Genomic DNA, 18,467 nt, shown 5'->3' with positions numbered 1-18,467 from the left:
ATTTAAGGAAGTGCTGTTAATCTGGGCCTGATGCTAATAATTTATACTTAAGCTTAATAAATATTATTTTCTAGTCTCTGATTTTTAGCTTCTGTTAAACAACGGCTGAATGGTTGTCATACTTGTCATAGCAGCTAAGTTTATTACTAATAATCATTAGAAAAATGTAATATATTTATCTCTTTTAGCACATAGCAAGTGTCATTAAGTTTAGTTATAACACTTAATTTTTGCACCGCTACGTCTAATGTTTTTACTGTTACTTTTATTTGCAGCACTTGCATAAGCTCTTCCAGAGGTAGCTACTACAATACCTCTGTTTTTGTCATTATGATATTCAGGGCAGTAACTAAATGTGGCGTTTTGTCCCCAACCTGATAAATGGCCAGTGGAAGCATAAGTTAAGCCAATGCGTGTTTTGCCATATTGTAATTTATCACCGGTTTTTATTGCCGCTTTATTTGCGACAATTCGTTCATTTAATTCAGGTTCAAATACTTTGTTATTATTACCGTCAGTAAATACACTTAACTCTTGATGCCATAGGTTTTTACATTTGCTTTGGCCATTTAATGGACAGAGTGTAACACTGGTGTTATGAGTTAAAGCGCTATTTCTAGTAATTAAAATCAGCCGGTGGAGGGTTGATATTTCATTGTTAACACGGGTGACAACAATGAAATTATTGAGGCTAGGTATACCAATGGAGAGTAAACTCATTAAAATCGCTAGCGCGACCATTGTTTCGATAATTGTGAATCCATTACACTTTAACATGACAACTATTCCTTTAGTTGAATAAACTTTTCAGTGCTAGGTATAGTCAAAAATATCGAGATTTTCCAAATTTAATTAACTAATTTTCATATATTGTTGGAATTGCTGTGCGCTTATGTTGAGTTTTCATGTAGATAGCGATAATTTTTTCTTCTACTAATTTATCCGTGTTTTTACCTTCTAAAAAGTCATCTAACTGATCATAACTTAGGCCTAAGGCATCTTCATCTTTTTTACTGGGGGCTAACTCTTCTAAATCAGCTGTTGGTGCTTTATCAGTTAATTGGCTAGGAGCGCCTAAAGTGCTAGCAATTTGTTTGACTTGACGTTTGGATAGTCCAAATAATGGTGCCAAGTCACAAGCCCCGTCTCCCCACTTGGTAAAAAAGCCTGTAATATTTTCTGCCGAGTGATCTGTACCTAATACTAAGCCACCCAATATACCTGCAATATGATATTGCATTACCATGCGAGAGCGTGCTTTAACATTTCCTTTAGAAAAGTCTATTTGAGCGGCAGATGCTGAGAGCAGTTCTGCATTTTGAAGAGCATTAATGGTCTCATTATGAATACCTTCAGTACCAGCCAAGATATTAGTGGTTAAACTATGTGTAGGCTTTATAAACTCAAGAGCCAACTGTGCGTCATCTTCATCTGCTTGGATATCAAAGGGAAGTCTTACAGCAATAAATTGATAAGTATTCGGGCTTTCACTGTTTAAAGCGTCAACAGCGAGTTGAGCTAAACGGCCACAAGTAGAAGAATCAACACCACCACTTATACCTAAAACTAGTGATTTAAGGCCTGATTGAACTAGCTTGTTTTTGATAAAATCTACTCGACGTTCAATTTCAAACGTTGGATTAATTTCAGGTAATACTTTCATTTCATTGATTATTGCCTGGGTGCCCATAATATTTCCTTTTGGTGAGAAGTAGATTATAAATTTTAAGCTGCTTAAATGCCGCAATTAAGGCAGTGTAGCAAAGTCTTACTTCGATTAGAACTTTTGCACTATAGCTGTACAATTACTTGATATTATGTAGATAATGATAATTATCAAAATGCTCCGATGCGTAAATCAACTTATAGGCTAGAAAGATGAAAAAAATAGAAGCGATAATTAAACCATTTAAAATGGATGATGTACGTGAAGCACTTGGCGAAATTGGTGTTACGGGTATGACCGTGTCTGAAGTTAAAGGCTTTGGACGTCAAAAAGGGCATACCGAGCTTTATCGCGGCGCCGAATACATGGTGGATTTTTTACCGAAAGTAAAGCTCGAGATTGTGGTGAAAAAAGAAAATGTTGAACGCTGTGTAAATACTATTTTAGAAACTGCGCAGACGGGTAAAATTGGCGATGGTAAAATTTTTATAACCGATGTAGAACGCGTAATACGTATTCGTACTGGAGAAGAAGACGAAGAGGCTATTTAAGTTTATTAATTCCCCCAAAAAAAATACCAGCAATTGCTGGTATTTTTTTTGGGGTTATTGATGTCTATGCAACAATATTTAACCTAGAGCTGAGACTTTTATCTAGAAACTAAAGGGTTATTTGGGTAGTTTGCAGCTAATACTTGTTTAGCATTAACTTGCAAATCATTTAAGCCCAGCTTTTCGTAACAGACAATCATAATCTCTAATGCTTCTTCTGTTTCTGCGCTAGGAGAAAAGTATTCAACAATATATTTTCCACGGTTAGCTGATGAAACATACGCTTCACGCTTCAAGTAATAACGTGCAACAGATAATTCATACTTCGCTAATCGTGATTTAATTGCGATCATGCGTTGACGTGAGTCAGCAGCATATTTACTGTTAGGGTATTTCTCTAATAATATCTTTAAATCTTTAAATGCATCGCGAGCTGCTGAAGGATCACGGTCTGAACGGTCAATACCTGCCAGATTTTGGAATAAATTTTCTTGAGTAGCAACATTGATTAACGCACGCATATAGTAAACGTAGTCTATGTTTGCATGTGAAGGGTTAAGTCTTAAGAATCTATCTGTTAAGGCTAGACCTTGCGCAGCATTACCACTTTTATAATAAGCATAAATTAAATCTAATTGTACCTGATGAGAGATAGGACCATAAGGAAATCGAGAATCTATCGCCGATAATATTTGTATAGCCTTTTGATATAATCCATTGTCAAGTGATTGTCTAGCATCAGAAAATAATGCTTGAGCAGACTTGTCCGGCACCTTTTTTATATCTTTTTCGTTTGTGCCCGAGCAACCAGTTATTGCTAACACGAGTGCAAGGCACATTATTTTTATTGTCACTTTTTCCATAGACTTCAATATCACTACTTTGTTTTAGTTAAAATAAATATCTTCCTCGCTATAATTACTTAATGTAATTGCTTTAGCAAAGAGGTAAAATAAGCACTGGCATTCTAACCTAGCAATCCTGCCTTGCACAGTGCTAATTAATAGAGAGTTTAATGGCTGAGATAATTCAACACCGGGACACGGTTCCCGAATCATGCTTAGGTAAACGTTTCGACCAGACTTTGGCCGAAATGTTCCCTGATTATTCACGATCACGTTTAAAAGAATGGATTTTAGCCGGTCATGTTACGGTTGACGACGTTGTAGTCGATGTACCCCGCGAAAAAATGTTCGGTGGTGAGCTTGTTGCCATCAATACAGAAGTTGAATCGGAAGTGCGTTTTAAAGCGCAAGATTTACCACTAAATATTGTCTACGAAGATGACGATATTTTAGTGATCAACAAACCTGCTGGCTTTGTTGTGCACCCTGGTGCGGGTAACCCAGATGGTACAGTGCTTAACGCCTTACTTCATCATTGCCCTCAACTAGATGTTGTGCCACGTGCCGGTATTGTTCATCGTTTGGATAAAGACACAACCGGCCTAATGGTCGTAGCAAAAACTATTGCTGCTCAAACCAACTTGGTTGAATCACTTCAAGCGCGTGAAATTACTCGTGAATATGAAGCTATTGCCAGTGGTATTATGACCGCTGGTGGTTTAGTTGATGAGCCGATTGGCCGTCATTCTACAAAGCGTACACATATGGCAGTAACCTTTTCAGGCCGTCCTTCGGTGACGCATTACCGTGTAATGGAAAAATTCAGGTTACACACACGTTTACGTTTGCGTTTGGAAACTGGGCGCACACATCAAATACGCGTGCATATGGCACATATAACGCACCCACTTGTGGGTGACCCTGTGTATGGTGGTCGACCTCGTCCACCTAAAAATGCATCAGAAGAATTACGTGAAATGTTACGTCAATTCAAGCGTCAGGCCCTGCATGCTGCAATGTTATCTTTGTATCATCCGATATCGGGCGTGCAAATGACATGGCATGCTGATGTACCTGATGATATGGTCGCGTTAGCTGAAATGTTACGTACAGACACAAAAAATAATCTTGTCGATAGTGACTTTTAACGCTTCAGACAATATACAGTATATTAAATGGCCAACAGAACGCGTGTTGGCCTTTACTACCAACCGATTACCAACTCAAAAGAAACTGCTGCCTAGTAAAGCAGAGTCTTCATCGCCCATAGTCACAAATGAATATGAAGCTTCGACAACTTTGACACCAGAGTTTGATGCTTTTAATTTGGGTGATCATGTTGGTGACTGTCCTGATCTAGTTATTCAAAACAGAAAGCTACTTTTAAAGTACCTACCTTCTGAAACTAAAATTCAATGGTTAACTCAAGTTCATGGTAATAAAGTAGCTAAAGTTGAACATCATGATAATAACCCGATTGTAGCTGATGCAGCGATAACTCGCAGCCAAGGAATTGCTTTAGCAATTATGACTGCAGACTGCTTACCTATTTTATTATCAAACAGGGATGGCAGCGAAATTGCCGCAATTCATGCTGGTTGGCGACCTTTAGCTGCAAACATTATTGAGGAAACCATTACATTAATGCAAAGCTCAGTAAATGACATTGTAGTGTGGATGGGACCTTGTATTGGGGAACAGGTTTTTGAAGTTGGACAAGAAGTAAAACAAGCTTTCTGTCAGGTTTCCACACAGTTCGAGCAAGCTTTTAAACTTATAAAATCGCTCGATGACGATCCAATAAAATATTTAGCAAATTTACACTTGATTGCTCAATTGCAACTTTTGAATTTAGGTGTAAAAAATATTACTACATTGAATGAATGTACTCATACCTTGCGTGATAAGTACTATTCTTATCGCCGGGATGGCCAGACCGGGAGAATGGGCAGCATCATAGTTATAAAATAAATTGTTTAATTTCAAGCTCCCTAATATTCCATTAATTGATCTTCATCAAAGTTTTAGTTTCCCAATGCTTGAAAATACGTCTAAGTGTCCTTATAACATAGTTAACTATACTGTAAGCCCAGTAACATGGCATTAGGAGAACGTTAATGCGTTTAGATCGATTTACACAAACATTTCAAGTAGCAATATCTGATGCACAATCTATAGCATTAGGTAAAGATCACCAATTTATAGAGCCTATCCATTTAATGCTTGCGTTATTAAACCAAAACGCGAGTAGTATTATTCCACTTTTAAAAAGTGCGGGTATAAATGTTCGAACGCTCAGAACACAAGTTGAAGCTGCTATTGATGAATTAGCACAAGTGTCTGGTACCGGTGGCGAAGTACAATTGTCATCGGCGATGGGTAATATTTTAAACCTTTGTGACAAGTTTGCACAAAAGCACGGCGATAAGTTTATTTCTTCAGAAATATTCATGCTGGCAGCGTTACAAGACAAAGGTAAACTTGGACAGATCCTTAAAGGTTTAGGGGCGAGTGAGCAACGCTTGCAAGACGCAATTGTCCACATTCGTGGTGGTAAAAATGTTGACGATGTTAATGCCGAAGAAGTACGCCAAGCGCTCGATAAATATACCGTAGATTTAACCGAGCGAGCAGAGCAAGGTAAATTAGATCCAGTTATAGGTCGAGATGATGAAATCAGACGAACTATTCAAGTATTGCAACGACGCACAAAAAATAACCCGGTACTCATTGGTCAACCTGGTGTTGGTAAAACCGCTATTGTTGAAGGGTTAGCTCAACGTATTGTTGATCACGAAGTGCCTGAAGGTATTCGAAACAAGCGAGTCTTATCACTCGATATGGGCGCGCTTGTTGCTGGTGCTAAATATCGTGGTGAATTTGAAGAGCGCCTTAAAGCTGTACTTAGCGAACTAAACCAGCTTGAAGGGCAGGTCATACTATTTATTGATGAATTGCATACTATGGTCGGCGCTGGAAAAAGTGACGGAGCTATGGATGCAGGAAATATGTTAAAACCTGCGCTAGCAAGAGGGGATTTACATTGTGTTGGTGCTACTACCTTAGATGAGTATCGTCAATATATTGAAAAAGATGCGGCTTTAGAGCGTCGTTTTCAAAAAGTACTGGTTGATGAACCTAGTGTAGAAGATACGATTGCCATTTTACGTGGTCTTAAAGAACGTTATGAGTTACATCATAATGTTGAAATAACCGATCCTGCTATTGTTGCCGCTGCAACATTATCACATCGGTATGTAAGCGACCGTCAGCTGCCTGATAAAGCGATTGATCTGATCGACGAAGCCGCGTCGAGTATTCGTATGCAAATGGATTCAAAGCCTGAGAATTTAGATAGATTAGAGCGACGTTTAATTCAGCTAAAACTTGAACAAAGAGCATTATCAAAAGATTCTGATAGCGCCTCCAAAAAACGTTTGGAGCTGATTTCAGAAGATATAGCAACTTGCCAATTAAGTTATGACGAATTAGATGAAGTGTGGAAAACCGAAAAAGCTGCACTTCATGGTACGCAGGCGATTAAAACAGATCTAGAGAAAGCCCGCATTGAACTCGAAGCTGCTCGAAGAGTCGGCGATCTAAATACCATGGCAGAGCTACAATACAGTCGTATCCCCGATCTTGAAAAACAGCTTGATCTTGCTTGCCAAGCTGAGATGCAAGAAATGACTTTACTTAGAAATAAAGTCACTGATGTTGAAATTGCAGATGTATTGAGCCGTGCTACAGGTATTCCAGTAGCAAAAATGCTCGAAGGTGAAAGCGATAAATTACTACACATGGAAGACAATCTTCACAAACGTGTTATCGGACAATCTGAAGCTGTGGTATCCGTATCAAACGCTATTCGAAGATCAAGAGCAGGTTTGGCGGATCCTGATCAACCTATAGGTTCCTTTTTATTCCTCGGACCAACTGGCGTAGGTAAAACAGAATTAACCAAAGCATTAGCTCATTTTCTTTTCGATAGTGAAGATTCATTAGTGCGTGTTGATATGTCAGAGTTTATGGAAAAACATTCTGTTGCGCGTTTAGTTGGTGCACCTCCTGGTTATGTTGGTTATGAAGAAGGAGGGTATTTGACTGAGGCGGTAAGGCGTAAACCTTATTCTGTTATATTACTTGATGAAATCGAGAAGGCACACCCTGATGTTTTTAATATCTTACTGCAGGTATTAGATGATGGAAGACTAACGGATGGTCAAGGGCGCACTGTTGATTTTAAAAATACTGTGATCATTATGACTTCAAATATTGGTTCCGATATTATTCAAGAGTTTGGCGATGACAGTCAATACCAACAAATGAAAACGCGTGTGATAGCTGAACTGAGTCACCACTTCAAACCTGAGTTTATAAACCGTGTCGATGAAACTGTAGTTTTTCATCCGTTGCTCTCTGAACAGATTAAAAGTATTGCGAGTATTCAAATATCAGCTTTAATCAAAAGATTAGAAGTAAGAGATATCAGCATGACTGTTTCAGATGAAGCATTATCGTTTATTGCCGCTGCAGGGTTTGACCCAATTTTTGGTGCTAGACCGTTAAAACGAGCTATTCAACAGGAGATAGAAAACCCACTTGCACATAAATTGTTAGCGAACGAGTTTTCAGCAGGGGACCATATTTTTGTAGAGCTAAGTGACAATAGCTTAAACTTCACTGTTAATACTGTGAAGAGTTAAGCTATTTAATTTAGGTTTTAGCTAGTTTTAAACTAAGCAGGTAGGAGTATGGAGTTTGTTACTCAGTACAATAAACTTCTACCTGCTTTTCATTCATTGCTAATTGTTGTTGTTTTTCTAAGGCACCTAATACTTTCACATTACCTTTTTCATCTTTATATTGAATTTTATCAAAATTCTGTAAAGTGCTTAAATTATCTCGTGCGGTAATACACTTATCCTGGTTAATATTATCAATTGCATCACTATTCTCTTGTGCGGTAACAATAGACTTATCAGCAGATTGTGAATTTAAAGCAGACGTATCTTTTTCAATTGTGGCTGCAGATTTTTGATTTTTTGCCATACTAATTTCAATATAGTCATCATGTGGTGGTTGGTTTTGACTAAAATGAACAACATCTTCCTTGTCAATCCAACGATAAATGGTGATCTGCTCGGCTGCGAAAACATCGGAATACACTAATATCATCGAAAAAAACAACAATGTCTTAATGTTCATAACGGTACCTACCCATAAATTAATACTAACATTACTAACATTTAATCTCGTTTGAAATGAATACGCACGATATAAATGTAATATCTACTGTGTTTTATAGCAACACAGAGGCGAGTTTACAAATTTTTATCTTTTTATTAATCATTCATTTGTACTACAGCTACCGTTAATAAATAAACTTATGCTAAATTACCACTATATAATTCATTTTAACTTATTTCGGTTTAATTTATGCCAGACAAAAACAATGAAGGCTCGCTTCAAACTCGCGGTATTTATCTGTTACCTAATTTACTCACTACAGCAGGTCTATTTTCTGGGTTTTACGCTGTCGTATCATCGATGAATGGTCACTTCATCAGTGCAGCAATTGCTATATTCATTGCCATGATTTTTGATGGCTTAGATGGCAGAGTTGCAAGAATGACAAATACGCAGAGTGAATTTGGTGCAGAATACGACAGCATGGCAGATATGTTGTCGTTTGGCATAGCGCCAGGAATAGTGGCATATAATTGGGCGCTTTCGAGTTTTGGTAAATTTGGCTGGTTAGCCGCATTTGTTTATGTTGCTTGTGCGGCCTTACGTCTTGCTCGTTTTAATACCCAAGTTGGCATTGCTGATAAACGCTACTTCCAAGGGTTAGCTAGTCCAGCTGCAGCAGGCGTTGTTGCCAGCCTTATTTGGGTTGGCAGTGAATATCAAATCAACGGGCAAGATTATGGCTACATTATTGGTTTAATTACTATCGTGCTTGGTCTGTTAATGGTCAGCAACTTTAGGTACAACAGTTTTAAAGAAGTGGACTGGAAAGGTAAGGTTAATTTTGTTGTCGTACTATTAATAGTACTCGCCTTTGTGGTTGTCGCTTCTAGCCCTGAAAATATTTTGCTCATTATATTTGGCTTATATGCTTGTTCGGGGCCGTTCACCACTATCCGCTCAGTAAAAAAATTAAAGTTAGAGCATGTGCTTGGCGACGATCAGGACGCGGACTTTATGCGCGATAGCGAAACTAAAGCGCCAGGGAATAGTGATGCAAATGAAAAATCAACGAATAATGACCTAAATAAATGAGCTTGGTAAACCTTTTGCTCTAATAGAGCTAAATTTACAATGCTCAATGAAAGTATAATTTCGTTCTAATAAAATAACAAAAGCGCTTTAATAGCGCTTTTGTTATTTTATTAGAACGAAAATCCAACGGCTTGCTTAATTAAAAAGCAAACAGACACATTATCGAAATTAAATGCACTTTAGGTGTTGACGTGAGACGAGAAATCTCTAAAATGCGCTCCAGTTCCAAGGGGTCACCCCAACGAACTGTTTTAATAAGTTATCTAGCGCGGTTTAGGCTGAGTTGGTTAACTTAACGTTTTAAAGATAGGTTTTGAAAGTTTTAAAAACTTTTAAAATAAATTCAAATAAAACGTTGACATTAAAACTGAGTTGCGTAGAATGCGCATCTCGCTTCAGGCAAGGCCTGCAGCAACGAAGCAAAGCGAATGAGATTTTGTTTCGGTTAGTTTTTTACTTCGAGTATCGACTAACGTTCTTTAACAATTAGTTATCATGCAATTTGTGTGGACACTCACATTAACGTTGATTTTACATAGTTACCTTCGGGTAACAAAAAAACAGCTTAATATGATGTCACACAAAAAATAAGTATCATTTAGACTTTCGAGTTTAAATATACGTTTTATGTAGTTACTTTCTTCTTTAGTCGGATAGGAAGTAACACGACAGAATTCATTGAGCAGATGTATTTTCTTAGTTAACTTCGGTTCGTTAAGGTGAGCATCACAAACGATTTTTAATTGAAGAGTTTGATCATGGCTCAGATTGAACGCTGGCGGCAGGCTTAACACATGCAAGTCGAGCGGTAACAGAGATAGCTTGCTATCTGCTGACGAGCGGCGGACGGGTGAGTAATGCTTGGGAATATGCCTTTGAGTGGGGGACAACAGTTGGAAACGACTGCTAATACCGCATAACGTCTACGGACCAAAGGGGGGGACGCTTCGGCACCTCTCGCTCATTGATTAGCCCAAGTGAGATTAGCTAGTTGGTAAGGTAATGGCTTACCAAGGCGACGATCTCTAGCTGGTTTGAGAGGATGATCAGCCACACTGGGACTGAGACACGGCCCAGACTCCTACGGGAGGCAGCAGTGGGGAATATTGCACAATGGGCGAAAGCCTGATGCAGCCATGCCGCGTGTGTGAAGAAGGCCTTCGGGTTGTAAAGCACTTTCAGCGAGGAGGAAAGGTTAGTAGTTAATAACTGCTAGCTGTGACGTTACTCGCAGAAGAAGCACCGGCTAACTTCGTGCCAGCAGCCGCGGTAATACGAGGGGTGCAAGCGTTAATCGGAATTACTGGGCGTAAAGCGTGCGTAGGTGGTTTGTTAAGCAAGATGTGAAAGCCCTGGGCTCAACCTGGGAACTGCATTTTGAACTGGCAAGCTAGAGTTTTGTAGAGGGTAGTGGAATTTCCAGTGTAGCGGTGAAATGCGTAGAGATTGGAAGGAACATCAGTGGCGAAGGCGGCTACCTGGACAAAGACTGACACTGAGGCACGAAAGCGTGGGGAGCAAACAGGATTAGATACCCTGGTAGTCCACGCCGTAAACGATGTCAACTAGCCGTCTGTAGACTTGATCTGTGGGTGGCGTAGCTAACGCGCTAAGTTGACCGCCTGGGAGTACGGCCGCAAGGTTAAAACTCAAATGAATTGACGGGGGCCCGCACAAGCGGTGGAGCATGTGGTTTAATTCGATGCAACGCGAAGAACCTTACCATCCCTTGACATCCAGAGAAGAGACTAGAGATAGACTTGTGCCTTCGGGAACTCTGTGACAGGTGCTGCATGGCTGTCGTCAGCTCGTGTTGTGAAATGTTGGGTTAAGTCCCGCAACGAGCGCAACCCCTATCCTTATTTGCCAGCGCGTAGTGGCGGGAACTCTAAGGAGACTGCCGGTGATAAACCGGAGGAAGGTGGGGACGACGTCAAGTCATCATGGCCCTTACGGGATGGGCTACACACGTGCTACAATGGCAAGTACAGAGGGCAGCAATACCGCGAGGTGGAGCGAATCCCACAAAGCTTGTCGTAGTCCGGATTGGAGTCTGCAACTCGACTCCATGAAGTCGGAATCGCTAGTAATCGTAGATCAGAATGCTACGGTGAATACGTTCCCGGGCCTTGTACACACCGCCCGTCACACCATGGGAGTGGGTTGCAAAAGAAGTGGCTAGTTTAACCCTTCGGGGAGGACGGTCACCACTTTGTGATTCATGACTGGGGTGAAGTCGTAACAAGGTAACCCTAGGGGAACCTGGGGTTGGATCACCTCCTTATCTTGAAGTAAAACAGCTTAATGGAAACCTCGGTTTCAGAGTGTTCACACAAATTACATGATAACAAATTAGAAGAAGAAAACGTAAAACCCTAGCATAATAAGGGGCTATAGCTCAGCTGGGAGAGCGCCTGCCTTGCACGCAGGAGGTCAGCAGTTCGATCCTGCTTAGCTCCACCACTTATTATGTAGTATCGATTTTTGATACGATGCAGGTCTGTAGCTCAGCTGGTTAGAGCGCACCCCTGATAAGGGTGAGGTCGGCAGTTCAAGTCTGCCCAGACCTACCAATTCTTCTTCATAAAGAAAGAGACCAAACTTAAACTATCTCAAGTTGATAAGTTAAGTTTGGTTTTTTAAACCAAGATTTATACCGAATGCGCGTATGAATTTAGTTCTTTAACAATCTGGAAAGCTGATATAAATACCGGTATTTATATGGCAAACACGGTGTCGCGCTGTTGTTTGTAAATTATAAATACCAAGCTGTTGTTGACGGGAATATCGCCTGTTAATGATGGTGATTACGGTTCCTCCTCGGAAACGTAATCAACCCGGTAGTAAATTTACTTTTACGAGTTGAATTTATTACCACTCTTATTCAAGACACACTTTGTGTGCGTGAAAATGTCAGACTTTACAATTGAGCAGGTTTTGTCACCTGCTTGTACCAAATAGGAAACTACTTGGGGTTGTATGGTTAAGTGACTAAGCGTATGTGGTGGATGCCTTGGCAGTTAGAGGCGATGAAGGACGTGTTAATCTGCGAAAAGCTTTGGTGAGGTGATAAAAACCGTTATAGCCAAAGATGTCCGAATGGGGAAACCCACCCAAGGTAACTTGGGTATCATTAAGTGAATACATAGCTTAATGAGGCGAACCGGGAGAACTGAAACATCTAAGTACCCCGAGGAAAAGAAATCAACCGAGATTTCGTTAGTAGCGGCGAGCGAACGCGAATTAGCCCTTAAGTGGTTTGTAAGTTAGTGGAATCTACTGGAAAGTAGAGCGATACAGGGTGATAGCCCCGTACACGAAAATAAACTTATCATGAAATCGAGTAGGTCGGCACACGTGAAACGTTGACTGAACATGGGGGGACCATCCTCCAAGGCTAAATACTCCTAACTGACCGATAGTGAACCAGTACCGTGAGGGAAAGGCGAAAAGAACCCCTGTGAGGGGAGTGAAATAGAACCTGAAACCGCATACGTACAAGCAGTGAGAGCCGGATTTAGTCCGGTGATTGCGTACCTTTTGTATAATGGGTCAGCGACTTATATTCTGTAGCAAGGTTAACCGAATAGGGGAGCCGTAGCGAAAGCGAGTGTTAACTGCGCGTTTAGTTGCAGGGTATAGACCCGAAACCCGGCGATCTACCCATGGGCAGGTTGAAGGTTGAGTAACATCAACTGGAGGACCGAACACACGTATGTTGAAAAATGCGGTGATGACTTGTGGGTCGGAGTGAAAGGCTAATCAAGCCGGGAGATAGCTGGTTCTCCCCGAAATCTATTTAGGTAGAGCCTCGCACGAACACCATTGGGGGTAGAGCACTGTTAAGGCTAGGGGGTCATCCCGACTTACCAACCCTTTGCAAACTCCGAATACCAATGAGTGATATGCGGGAGACACACTACGGGTGCTAACGTCCGTTGTGAAGAGGGAAACAACCCAGACCGCCAGCTAAGGTCCCAAAGTACTAGTTAAGTGGGAAACGATGTGGAAAGGCATAGACAGCTAGGAGGTTGGCTTAGAAGCAGCCATCCTTTAAAGAAAGCGTAATAGCTCACTAGTCGAGTCGGTCTGCGCGGAAGATGTAACGGGGCTAAACTAGTCACCGAAGCTGCGGATTTGTTCTTAGGAACAAGTGGTAGGGGAGCGTTCTGTAAGCCGTTGAAGGTGAGTTGTAAAGCTTGCTGGAGGTATCAGAAGTGCGAATGCTGACATGAGTAACGATAAGGGGAGTGAAAAACTCCCCCGCCGAAAGACCAAGGTTTCCTGTCCCATGTTAATCAGGGCAGGGTAAGTCGGCCCCTAAGGCGAGGCGGAAACGCGTAGTCGATGGGAAACAGATTAATATTTCTGTACTTCTATATATTGCGAAGGAGGGACGGAGTAGGCTAGGTGAGCACGGCGTTGGTAGTCCGTGTGAAAGTATGTAGGCGGTTGTCTTAGGTAAATCCGGGACTTCATTCAACGCTGAGATACGAGACGAGACTCTACGGAGTTGAAGTCATTGATGCCATGCTTCCAGGAAAAGCTTCTAAGCTTCAGATATATAGGAACCGTACCCCAAACCGACACAGGTGGTTAGGTAGAGAATACTAAGGCGCTTGAGAGAACTCGGGTGAAGGAACTAGGCAAAATAGTACCGTAACTTCGGGAGAAGGTACGCTCTCTCGTGTGAATCCCTTGCGGAGTAAGCACAGGAGAGTCGAAGTAACCAGGTGGCTGGAACTGTTTATTAAAAACACAGCACTGTGCAAAATCGAAAGATGACGTATACGGTGTGACGCCTGCCCGGTGCCGGAAGGTTAATTGATTGGGTTATCTTCGGAGAAGCTCATGATCGAAGCCCCGGTAAACGGCGGCCGTAACTATAACGGTCCTAAGGTAGCGAAATTCCTTGTCGGGTAAGTTCCGACCTGCACGAATGGCGTAATCATGGCCACACTGTCTCCACCCGAGACTCAGTGAAATTGAAATTGCGGTTAAGATGCCGTATACCCGCGGCTAGACGGAAAGACCCCGTGAACCTTTACTATAGCTTGACAGTGAACATTGCTCCTACATGTGTAGGATAGGTGGGAGGCTTTGAAACCGTGTCGCCAGATGCGGTGGAGCCAACCTTGAAATACCACCCTTGTATGCGTGATGTTCTAACCTAGGGCCCTTATCGGGCTTGGGGACACTGTCTGGTGGGTAGTTTGACTGGGGCGGTCTCCTCCTAAAGAGTAACGGAGGAGCACGAAGGTTGGCTAAGTACGGTCGGACATCGTACGGTTAGTGCAATGGCATAAGCCAGCTTAACTGCGAGACAGACACGTCGAGCAGGTACGAAAGTAGGTCATAGTGATCCGGTGGTTCTGTATGGAAGGGCCATCGCTCAACGGATAAAAGGTACTCCGGGGATAACAGGCTGATACCGCCCAAGAGTTCATATCGACGGCGGTGTTTGGCACCTCGATGTCGGCTCATCACATCCTGGGGCTGAAGTCGGTCCCAAGGGTATGGCTGTTCGCCATTTAAAGTGGTACGCGAGCTGGGTTTAGAACGTCGTGAGACAGTTCGGTCCCTATCTGCCGTGGGCGTTTGAGAATTGAAGAGGGCTGCTCCTAGTACGAGAGGACCGGAGTGGACGAACCGCTGGTGTTCGGGTTGTTATGCCAATAGCATTGCCCGGTAGCTACGTTCGGAACTGATAACCGCTGAAAGCATCTAAGCGGGAAGCAGGCTTTGAGATGAGTTCTCACTGGAGCTTTAAGCTCCCTAAAGGGTCGTTGGAGACTACAACGTTGATAGGTTGGGTGTGGAAGTGCTGCGAGGCATTGAGCTAACCAATACTAATTACCCGTGAGGCTTAACCATACAACACCCAAGTGGTTTTGTTGTATGAAGTTTGACAAAAAGTGTAGGAATACACACATCACGCATGACAATTGTGTGAATAAGAGAAGCGTCGTTCTTTGGCATCCATGCCAACACGACATTAGTGCATCCGTGCACGTCAAAACGTATTTATTATCATTGAGACACGTCTTAATGAACGGCTTTCAAGATTGTACCCTTTTTGTCTAGCGACAATAGCGACATGGCCCCACCTGATCCCATTCCGAACTCAGAAGTGAAACGTGTTAGCGCCGATGGTAGTGTGGGAGTTCCCATGTGAGAGTAGGACATTGCTAGGCTTCTATTTAGAGAAACCCGTAGCTGACGCTACGGGTTTTTTGCTTTCTGGCATTTTAAAAAAATAAAGTTATGAAAGTATCGTGACAACAGTAGTGTGGCTTATATAAGTTAAGCCCATGTGAGGTCTTTCCTGCACATCCATGTGCTCACGGCATTAGTGCATCTCGGTAATTGCTCCTGCATTACTCTACTAACCTACATCCATGTAGGAACTTGCACGTCATTGCTAGGCTTCTATTTAGAGAAACCCGTAGCTAACACTACGGGTTTTTTGCTTTCTGAAGAGGTAAACAACATACGAAAATTTCTATGGTTTAACTTGTTCTAAGAGAAAATAGAGAATTCAATTCAAATTTAATCCTTTAAGCTGATAATAAACGCACATTAATTGTTATTTTTAGTAATTACATCTACGCAAATGACGTCTGTCGAAGTAAAATACTGATACATAAGTATTCTATCGTAAGTATTATGAATAACACCGAAACTACTCTTCAACCTTTAATTGACTCAGATACAAAAATTGCCATTATTGGTGGTGGTGTTGCGGGTTCAACTATTGCTTTACGTTTTGCTGAGTTAGGTATTGATACTACGTTAATAGAAAAAGGGCCGAGTTTAGTTAATGGCCCTCCTTTTTGTCACTTACATGCTGGTGGAAATTTATATCGTGAAATATCAGAACAACAATGTTTTACTTTATTAAAGCAATCGATAGATACAATAAAAGTATATCCACATAGTATTAACTTTCGTCCAACTATAATCGCTTTACCTAAAACGGATAAAGGTGAAGTTGTTGATTTTTTACCACGTTTAAAAAAGCTCAGTGAGTATTATGCTCAGTTGGTATCACAAGATCTTAGTAATAAAGTGTTAGGTGATCCGGCACAATATTTTTTGACCTTTGATCGTAGTGATCTAGACCGATTAAGGAAGAAGGAACAGCCAACAATAGCTAACAGTAACGAAGACTGGTTAGTAGCTTTTGCCCAGCAGGTTGATCTAGATAAATTGAAATACCCTGTGTTATTAGTGCAAGAGTATGGTTGGTCTGCTTTTCGACTAGCAGCTATCGCAACCCTAGCCATTGAAAAACTGCCTCGTTGTCAAATTAAGCTTAATAGCCAAGTTATAAAAGTCACTCAATTGGTTGATGATGAAAAGTGGCGGCTAACTTATAGCGTTGATCAAATTAATGACTCAATTGATGAAGATTTTGATTACATAATTAATGCCTGCGGTTTTAAAAGTGGTGAAATTGATGACATGCTACAAGCGAAACGCCAACGTATGGTTGAATTTAAAGCCGCATATGTTGCACATTGGCCTGAATGTAAAGGACTATGGCCTGAAGTTGTTTTTCACGGTGAGCGTGGTACACCTAATGGCATGGCACAATTGACACCATATCAAAATGGTTATTTTCAATTGCATGGTATGACTCAAGACATTACCTTATTTGAAAAAGGTTTGGTGACGAGTGGTGAGCAAAGTGCCCAACCTATATTAGCTGAACGATTTATAAAAAAGATTGATCAACAATGGCCATCAACGATAGTAAACGATAGAACATTAGGCTCTATCGGACATCTTGCGAGATATATTAAAAACTTTTCACAAGCAAGGGTTGCGGCAAAGCCTATGTTTGGTGCTCAACAAATACCGGGTGATGATGCTAGTTTACGTGCAGCTGATGTATCTTTTCATGGTAAACATTACGCGCGTACTGAAATAGTAAAAGCATCCTCAGCATTAGCGGCTGCAGATGAAATTTTGCAAAACTTACAAAATGTTGGTTTAGTTAATAAAACTCTATTGGGCAAGCATCTTCATGAACACTATTTCCCCGTTACATTAAAGTGTACAGATGCTGAGGTAACAAATTTAGCGGTTACTTTAGCTAAGCAACGCCAATACCCTGAAGAGTTAGCTAAAAACTTTATCTAATAATGGTATTAATTCAGGGAATGTATCTAAACACCAGTCAGGCTTATGTGTATTAATATCTTCGCCATAGTTATACCCGTAAGTTAACCCTATGCTCTGCATATTTGCGGCTTTAGCTGCTAATATATCGTTTTTAGAGTCACCTATCATGATACATTCATCTGTGGAAACGTTTAACACCTTACAAGCGTGCAACAACGGGAGAGGATGTGGTTTACGCTCTTTCAAACTGTCTCCGCCAAGTTGTAACTCGAATAAATCAGTTAAGTTATAACTCGCTATAATAGGTGCAATAAATATTGTTGGTTTATTAGTAATAATCGCTAAACGATACCCCTGTTTTTTTAACGCTAATAAGGTTTTTTTTACACCGTTATATAATACAGACTCAACACAGAGCTTCTGTTGGTAGTATGTTAAAAATATTGCTAAGGCGTTATTTATTTCAGCTTCACTAAATTTTCTATTTTCAGACTGGTTATTTATAGAATGTAATAAAGCACGCTCAACTAAGGTTTTAGCACCATTACCTACCCAACCACGGATAACTTCTTGTGAAAATACTTTTAAGCTGAGTGAAATTAACATTTCATTTATTGCTGCAGCAAGATCTGGTGCACTGTCAAGCAAAGTACCGTCTAGATCGAATAGCAGTACAGTTTTATTGCCTTTTTTCATCTGTACATTCCTGTATGTTCATGAAGAGTTCTTTAAAAATAAACACTTTGTTATCACTTAGTGTTGACAACGTAGTTGTATCTAGCTGGAAATTAATTGTTGTCACGAGGTTCAAATCATCCTTGCCAGTAACGATAGACAAGTCAGTTTCAATAACTGTTTAAAGGCAAGTTAAATTGTAATATGAGTATTAGATCTAGACCATCTTTATAGTGTCCTAATGTTTAATTAGATTCAATACAATATCCTTTGTTTAGGTTGATATGATCTTCAGAATCGAGCCAAGGGATGTTTTAA

11 protein-coding genes, 2 tRNA genes and 3 rRNA genes are annotated in these 18,467 nt (G+C 40.9%); 11 read left to right on the top strand and 5 right to left on the bottom strand.

Going from position 1 to position 18,467, the window contains the following annotated elements; genetic code table 11:
- Positions 1-210: 210 nt before the first annotated feature.
- Positions 211-777, bottom strand: a complete 567-nt coding sequence (locus tag DBO93_RS12675) for a GspH/FimT family pseudopilin (RefSeq protein ID WP_108457836.1) — start codon at positions 775-777, stop codon at positions 211-213.
- Between the two features lie 79 nt (positions 778-856).
- Entirely contained in the window at positions 857-1,690 is an 834-nt protein-coding gene (gene nadE, locus DBO93_RS12670; RefSeq protein WP_108456670.1) for an ammonia-dependent NAD(+) synthetase, read from the bottom strand.
- Positions 1,691-1,878: 188 nt separating this feature from the next.
- Here nadE and glnB point away from each other — a divergent pair, with 188 nt between their 5' ends.
- Positions 1,879-2,217 (top strand): nitrogen regulatory protein P-II, encoded by a 339-nt coding sequence (gene glnB, locus DBO93_RS12665; RefSeq protein WP_077287161.1) that lies wholly within the window; start codon positions 1,879-1,881, stop codon positions 2,215-2,217.
- Positions 2,218-2,315: 98 nt separating this feature from the next.
- Here glnB and DBO93_RS12660 read toward each other — a convergent pair whose 3' ends face one another.
- Positions 2,316-3,080 (bottom strand): outer membrane protein assembly factor BamD, encoded by a 765-nt coding sequence (locus DBO93_RS12660; RefSeq protein WP_108456669.1) that lies wholly within the window; start codon positions 3,078-3,080, stop codon positions 2,316-2,318.
- A 152-nt stretch (positions 3,081-3,232) separates the two neighbouring features.
- Here DBO93_RS12660 and rluD point away from each other — a divergent pair, with 152 nt between their 5' ends.
- From rluD to clpB, 3 genes are all read left to right on the top strand, one after another.
- On the top strand, positions 3,233-4,210 hold the full coding sequence (rluD, locus tag DBO93_RS12655) for a 23S rRNA pseudouridine(1911/1915/1917) synthase RluD (protein ID WP_108456668.1): 978 nt from the start codon (positions 3,233-3,235) through the stop codon (positions 4,208-4,210).
- Positions 4,200-5,033: a peptidoglycan editing factor PgeF gene (gene pgeF, locus DBO93_RS12650; protein WP_239059207.1), complete on the top strand. Its 834-nt coding sequence runs from the start codon at positions 4,200-4,202 to the stop codon at positions 5,031-5,033. The genes rluD and pgeF overlap by 11 nt, the downstream gene beginning before the upstream one ends.
- Positions 5,034-5,179: 146 nt before the next feature.
- A complete protein-coding gene (gene clpB, locus DBO93_RS12645) occupies positions 5,180-7,768 on the top strand; it encodes an ATP-dependent chaperone ClpB (RefSeq protein ID WP_108456666.1) in 2,589 nt (862 codons plus the stop codon).
- 58 nt (positions 7,769-7,826) lie between these two features.
- Here the strand turns inward: clpB and DBO93_RS12640 are convergent, their stop codons facing one another.
- Positions 7,827-8,270, bottom strand: coding sequence for a DUF4124 domain-containing protein (locus tag DBO93_RS12640; protein ID WP_108456665.1), 444 nt, complete (start codon positions 8,268-8,270; stop codon positions 7,827-7,829).
- A 231-nt stretch (positions 8,271-8,501) separates the two neighbouring features.
- Between DBO93_RS12640 and pssA the strand changes: the two genes are divergently transcribed.
- The 7 genes from pssA to DBO93_RS12605 all read left to right on the top strand — a co-directional run bounded on the left by pssA (position 8,502) and on the right by DBO93_RS12605 (position 17,492).
- Entirely contained in the window at positions 8,502-9,347 is an 846-nt protein-coding gene (gene pssA / locus DBO93_RS12635; protein ID WP_108456664.1) for a CDP-diacylglycerol--serine O-phosphatidyltransferase, read from the top strand.
- A 740-nt stretch (positions 9,348-10,087) separates the two neighbouring features.
- A 16S ribosomal RNA gene (locus DBO93_RS12630) occupies positions 10,088-11,631 on the top strand.
- A 103-nt stretch (positions 11,632-11,734) separates the two neighbouring features.
- Positions 11,735-11,810: transfer RNA gene (locus DBO93_RS12625), tRNA-Ala, on the top strand.
- Between the two features lie 33 nt (positions 11,811-11,843).
- Positions 11,844-11,920, top strand: a tRNA-Ile gene (locus DBO93_RS12620).
- 408 nt (positions 11,921-12,328) lie between these two features.
- A 23S ribosomal RNA gene (locus DBO93_RS12615) occupies positions 12,329-15,221 on the top strand.
- Positions 15,222-15,426: 205 nt separating this feature from the next.
- Positions 15,427-15,541, top strand: a 5S ribosomal RNA gene (gene rrf / locus DBO93_RS12610).
- The 16S, 23S and 5S rRNA genes sit together here with 2 tRNA genes alongside, the layout of an rRNA operon.
- A 472-nt stretch (positions 15,542-16,013) precedes the next feature.
- Positions 16,014-17,492, top strand: a complete 1,479-nt coding sequence (locus DBO93_RS12605) for an FAD-dependent oxidoreductase (protein ID WP_108456663.1) — start codon at positions 16,014-16,016, stop codon at positions 17,490-17,492.
- Here DBO93_RS12605 and DBO93_RS12600 read toward each other — a convergent pair.
- Positions 17,472-18,170, bottom strand: coding sequence for a phosphoglycolate phosphatase (locus DBO93_RS12600; RefSeq protein WP_108456662.1), 699 nt, complete (start codon positions 18,168-18,170; stop codon positions 17,472-17,474). The genes DBO93_RS12605 and DBO93_RS12600 overlap by 21 nt on opposite strands.
- Positions 18,171-18,467: the final 297 nt, after the last annotated feature.

This window comes from Colwellia sp. Arc7-D, from assembly GCF_003061515.1.
GTDB lineage: Bacteria > Pseudomonadota > Gammaproteobacteria > Enterobacterales > Alteromonadaceae > Cognaticolwellia.
Note: the sequence above shows the minus strand (reverse complement) of the source record. Positions and strands in the feature narration are given on the sequence as shown.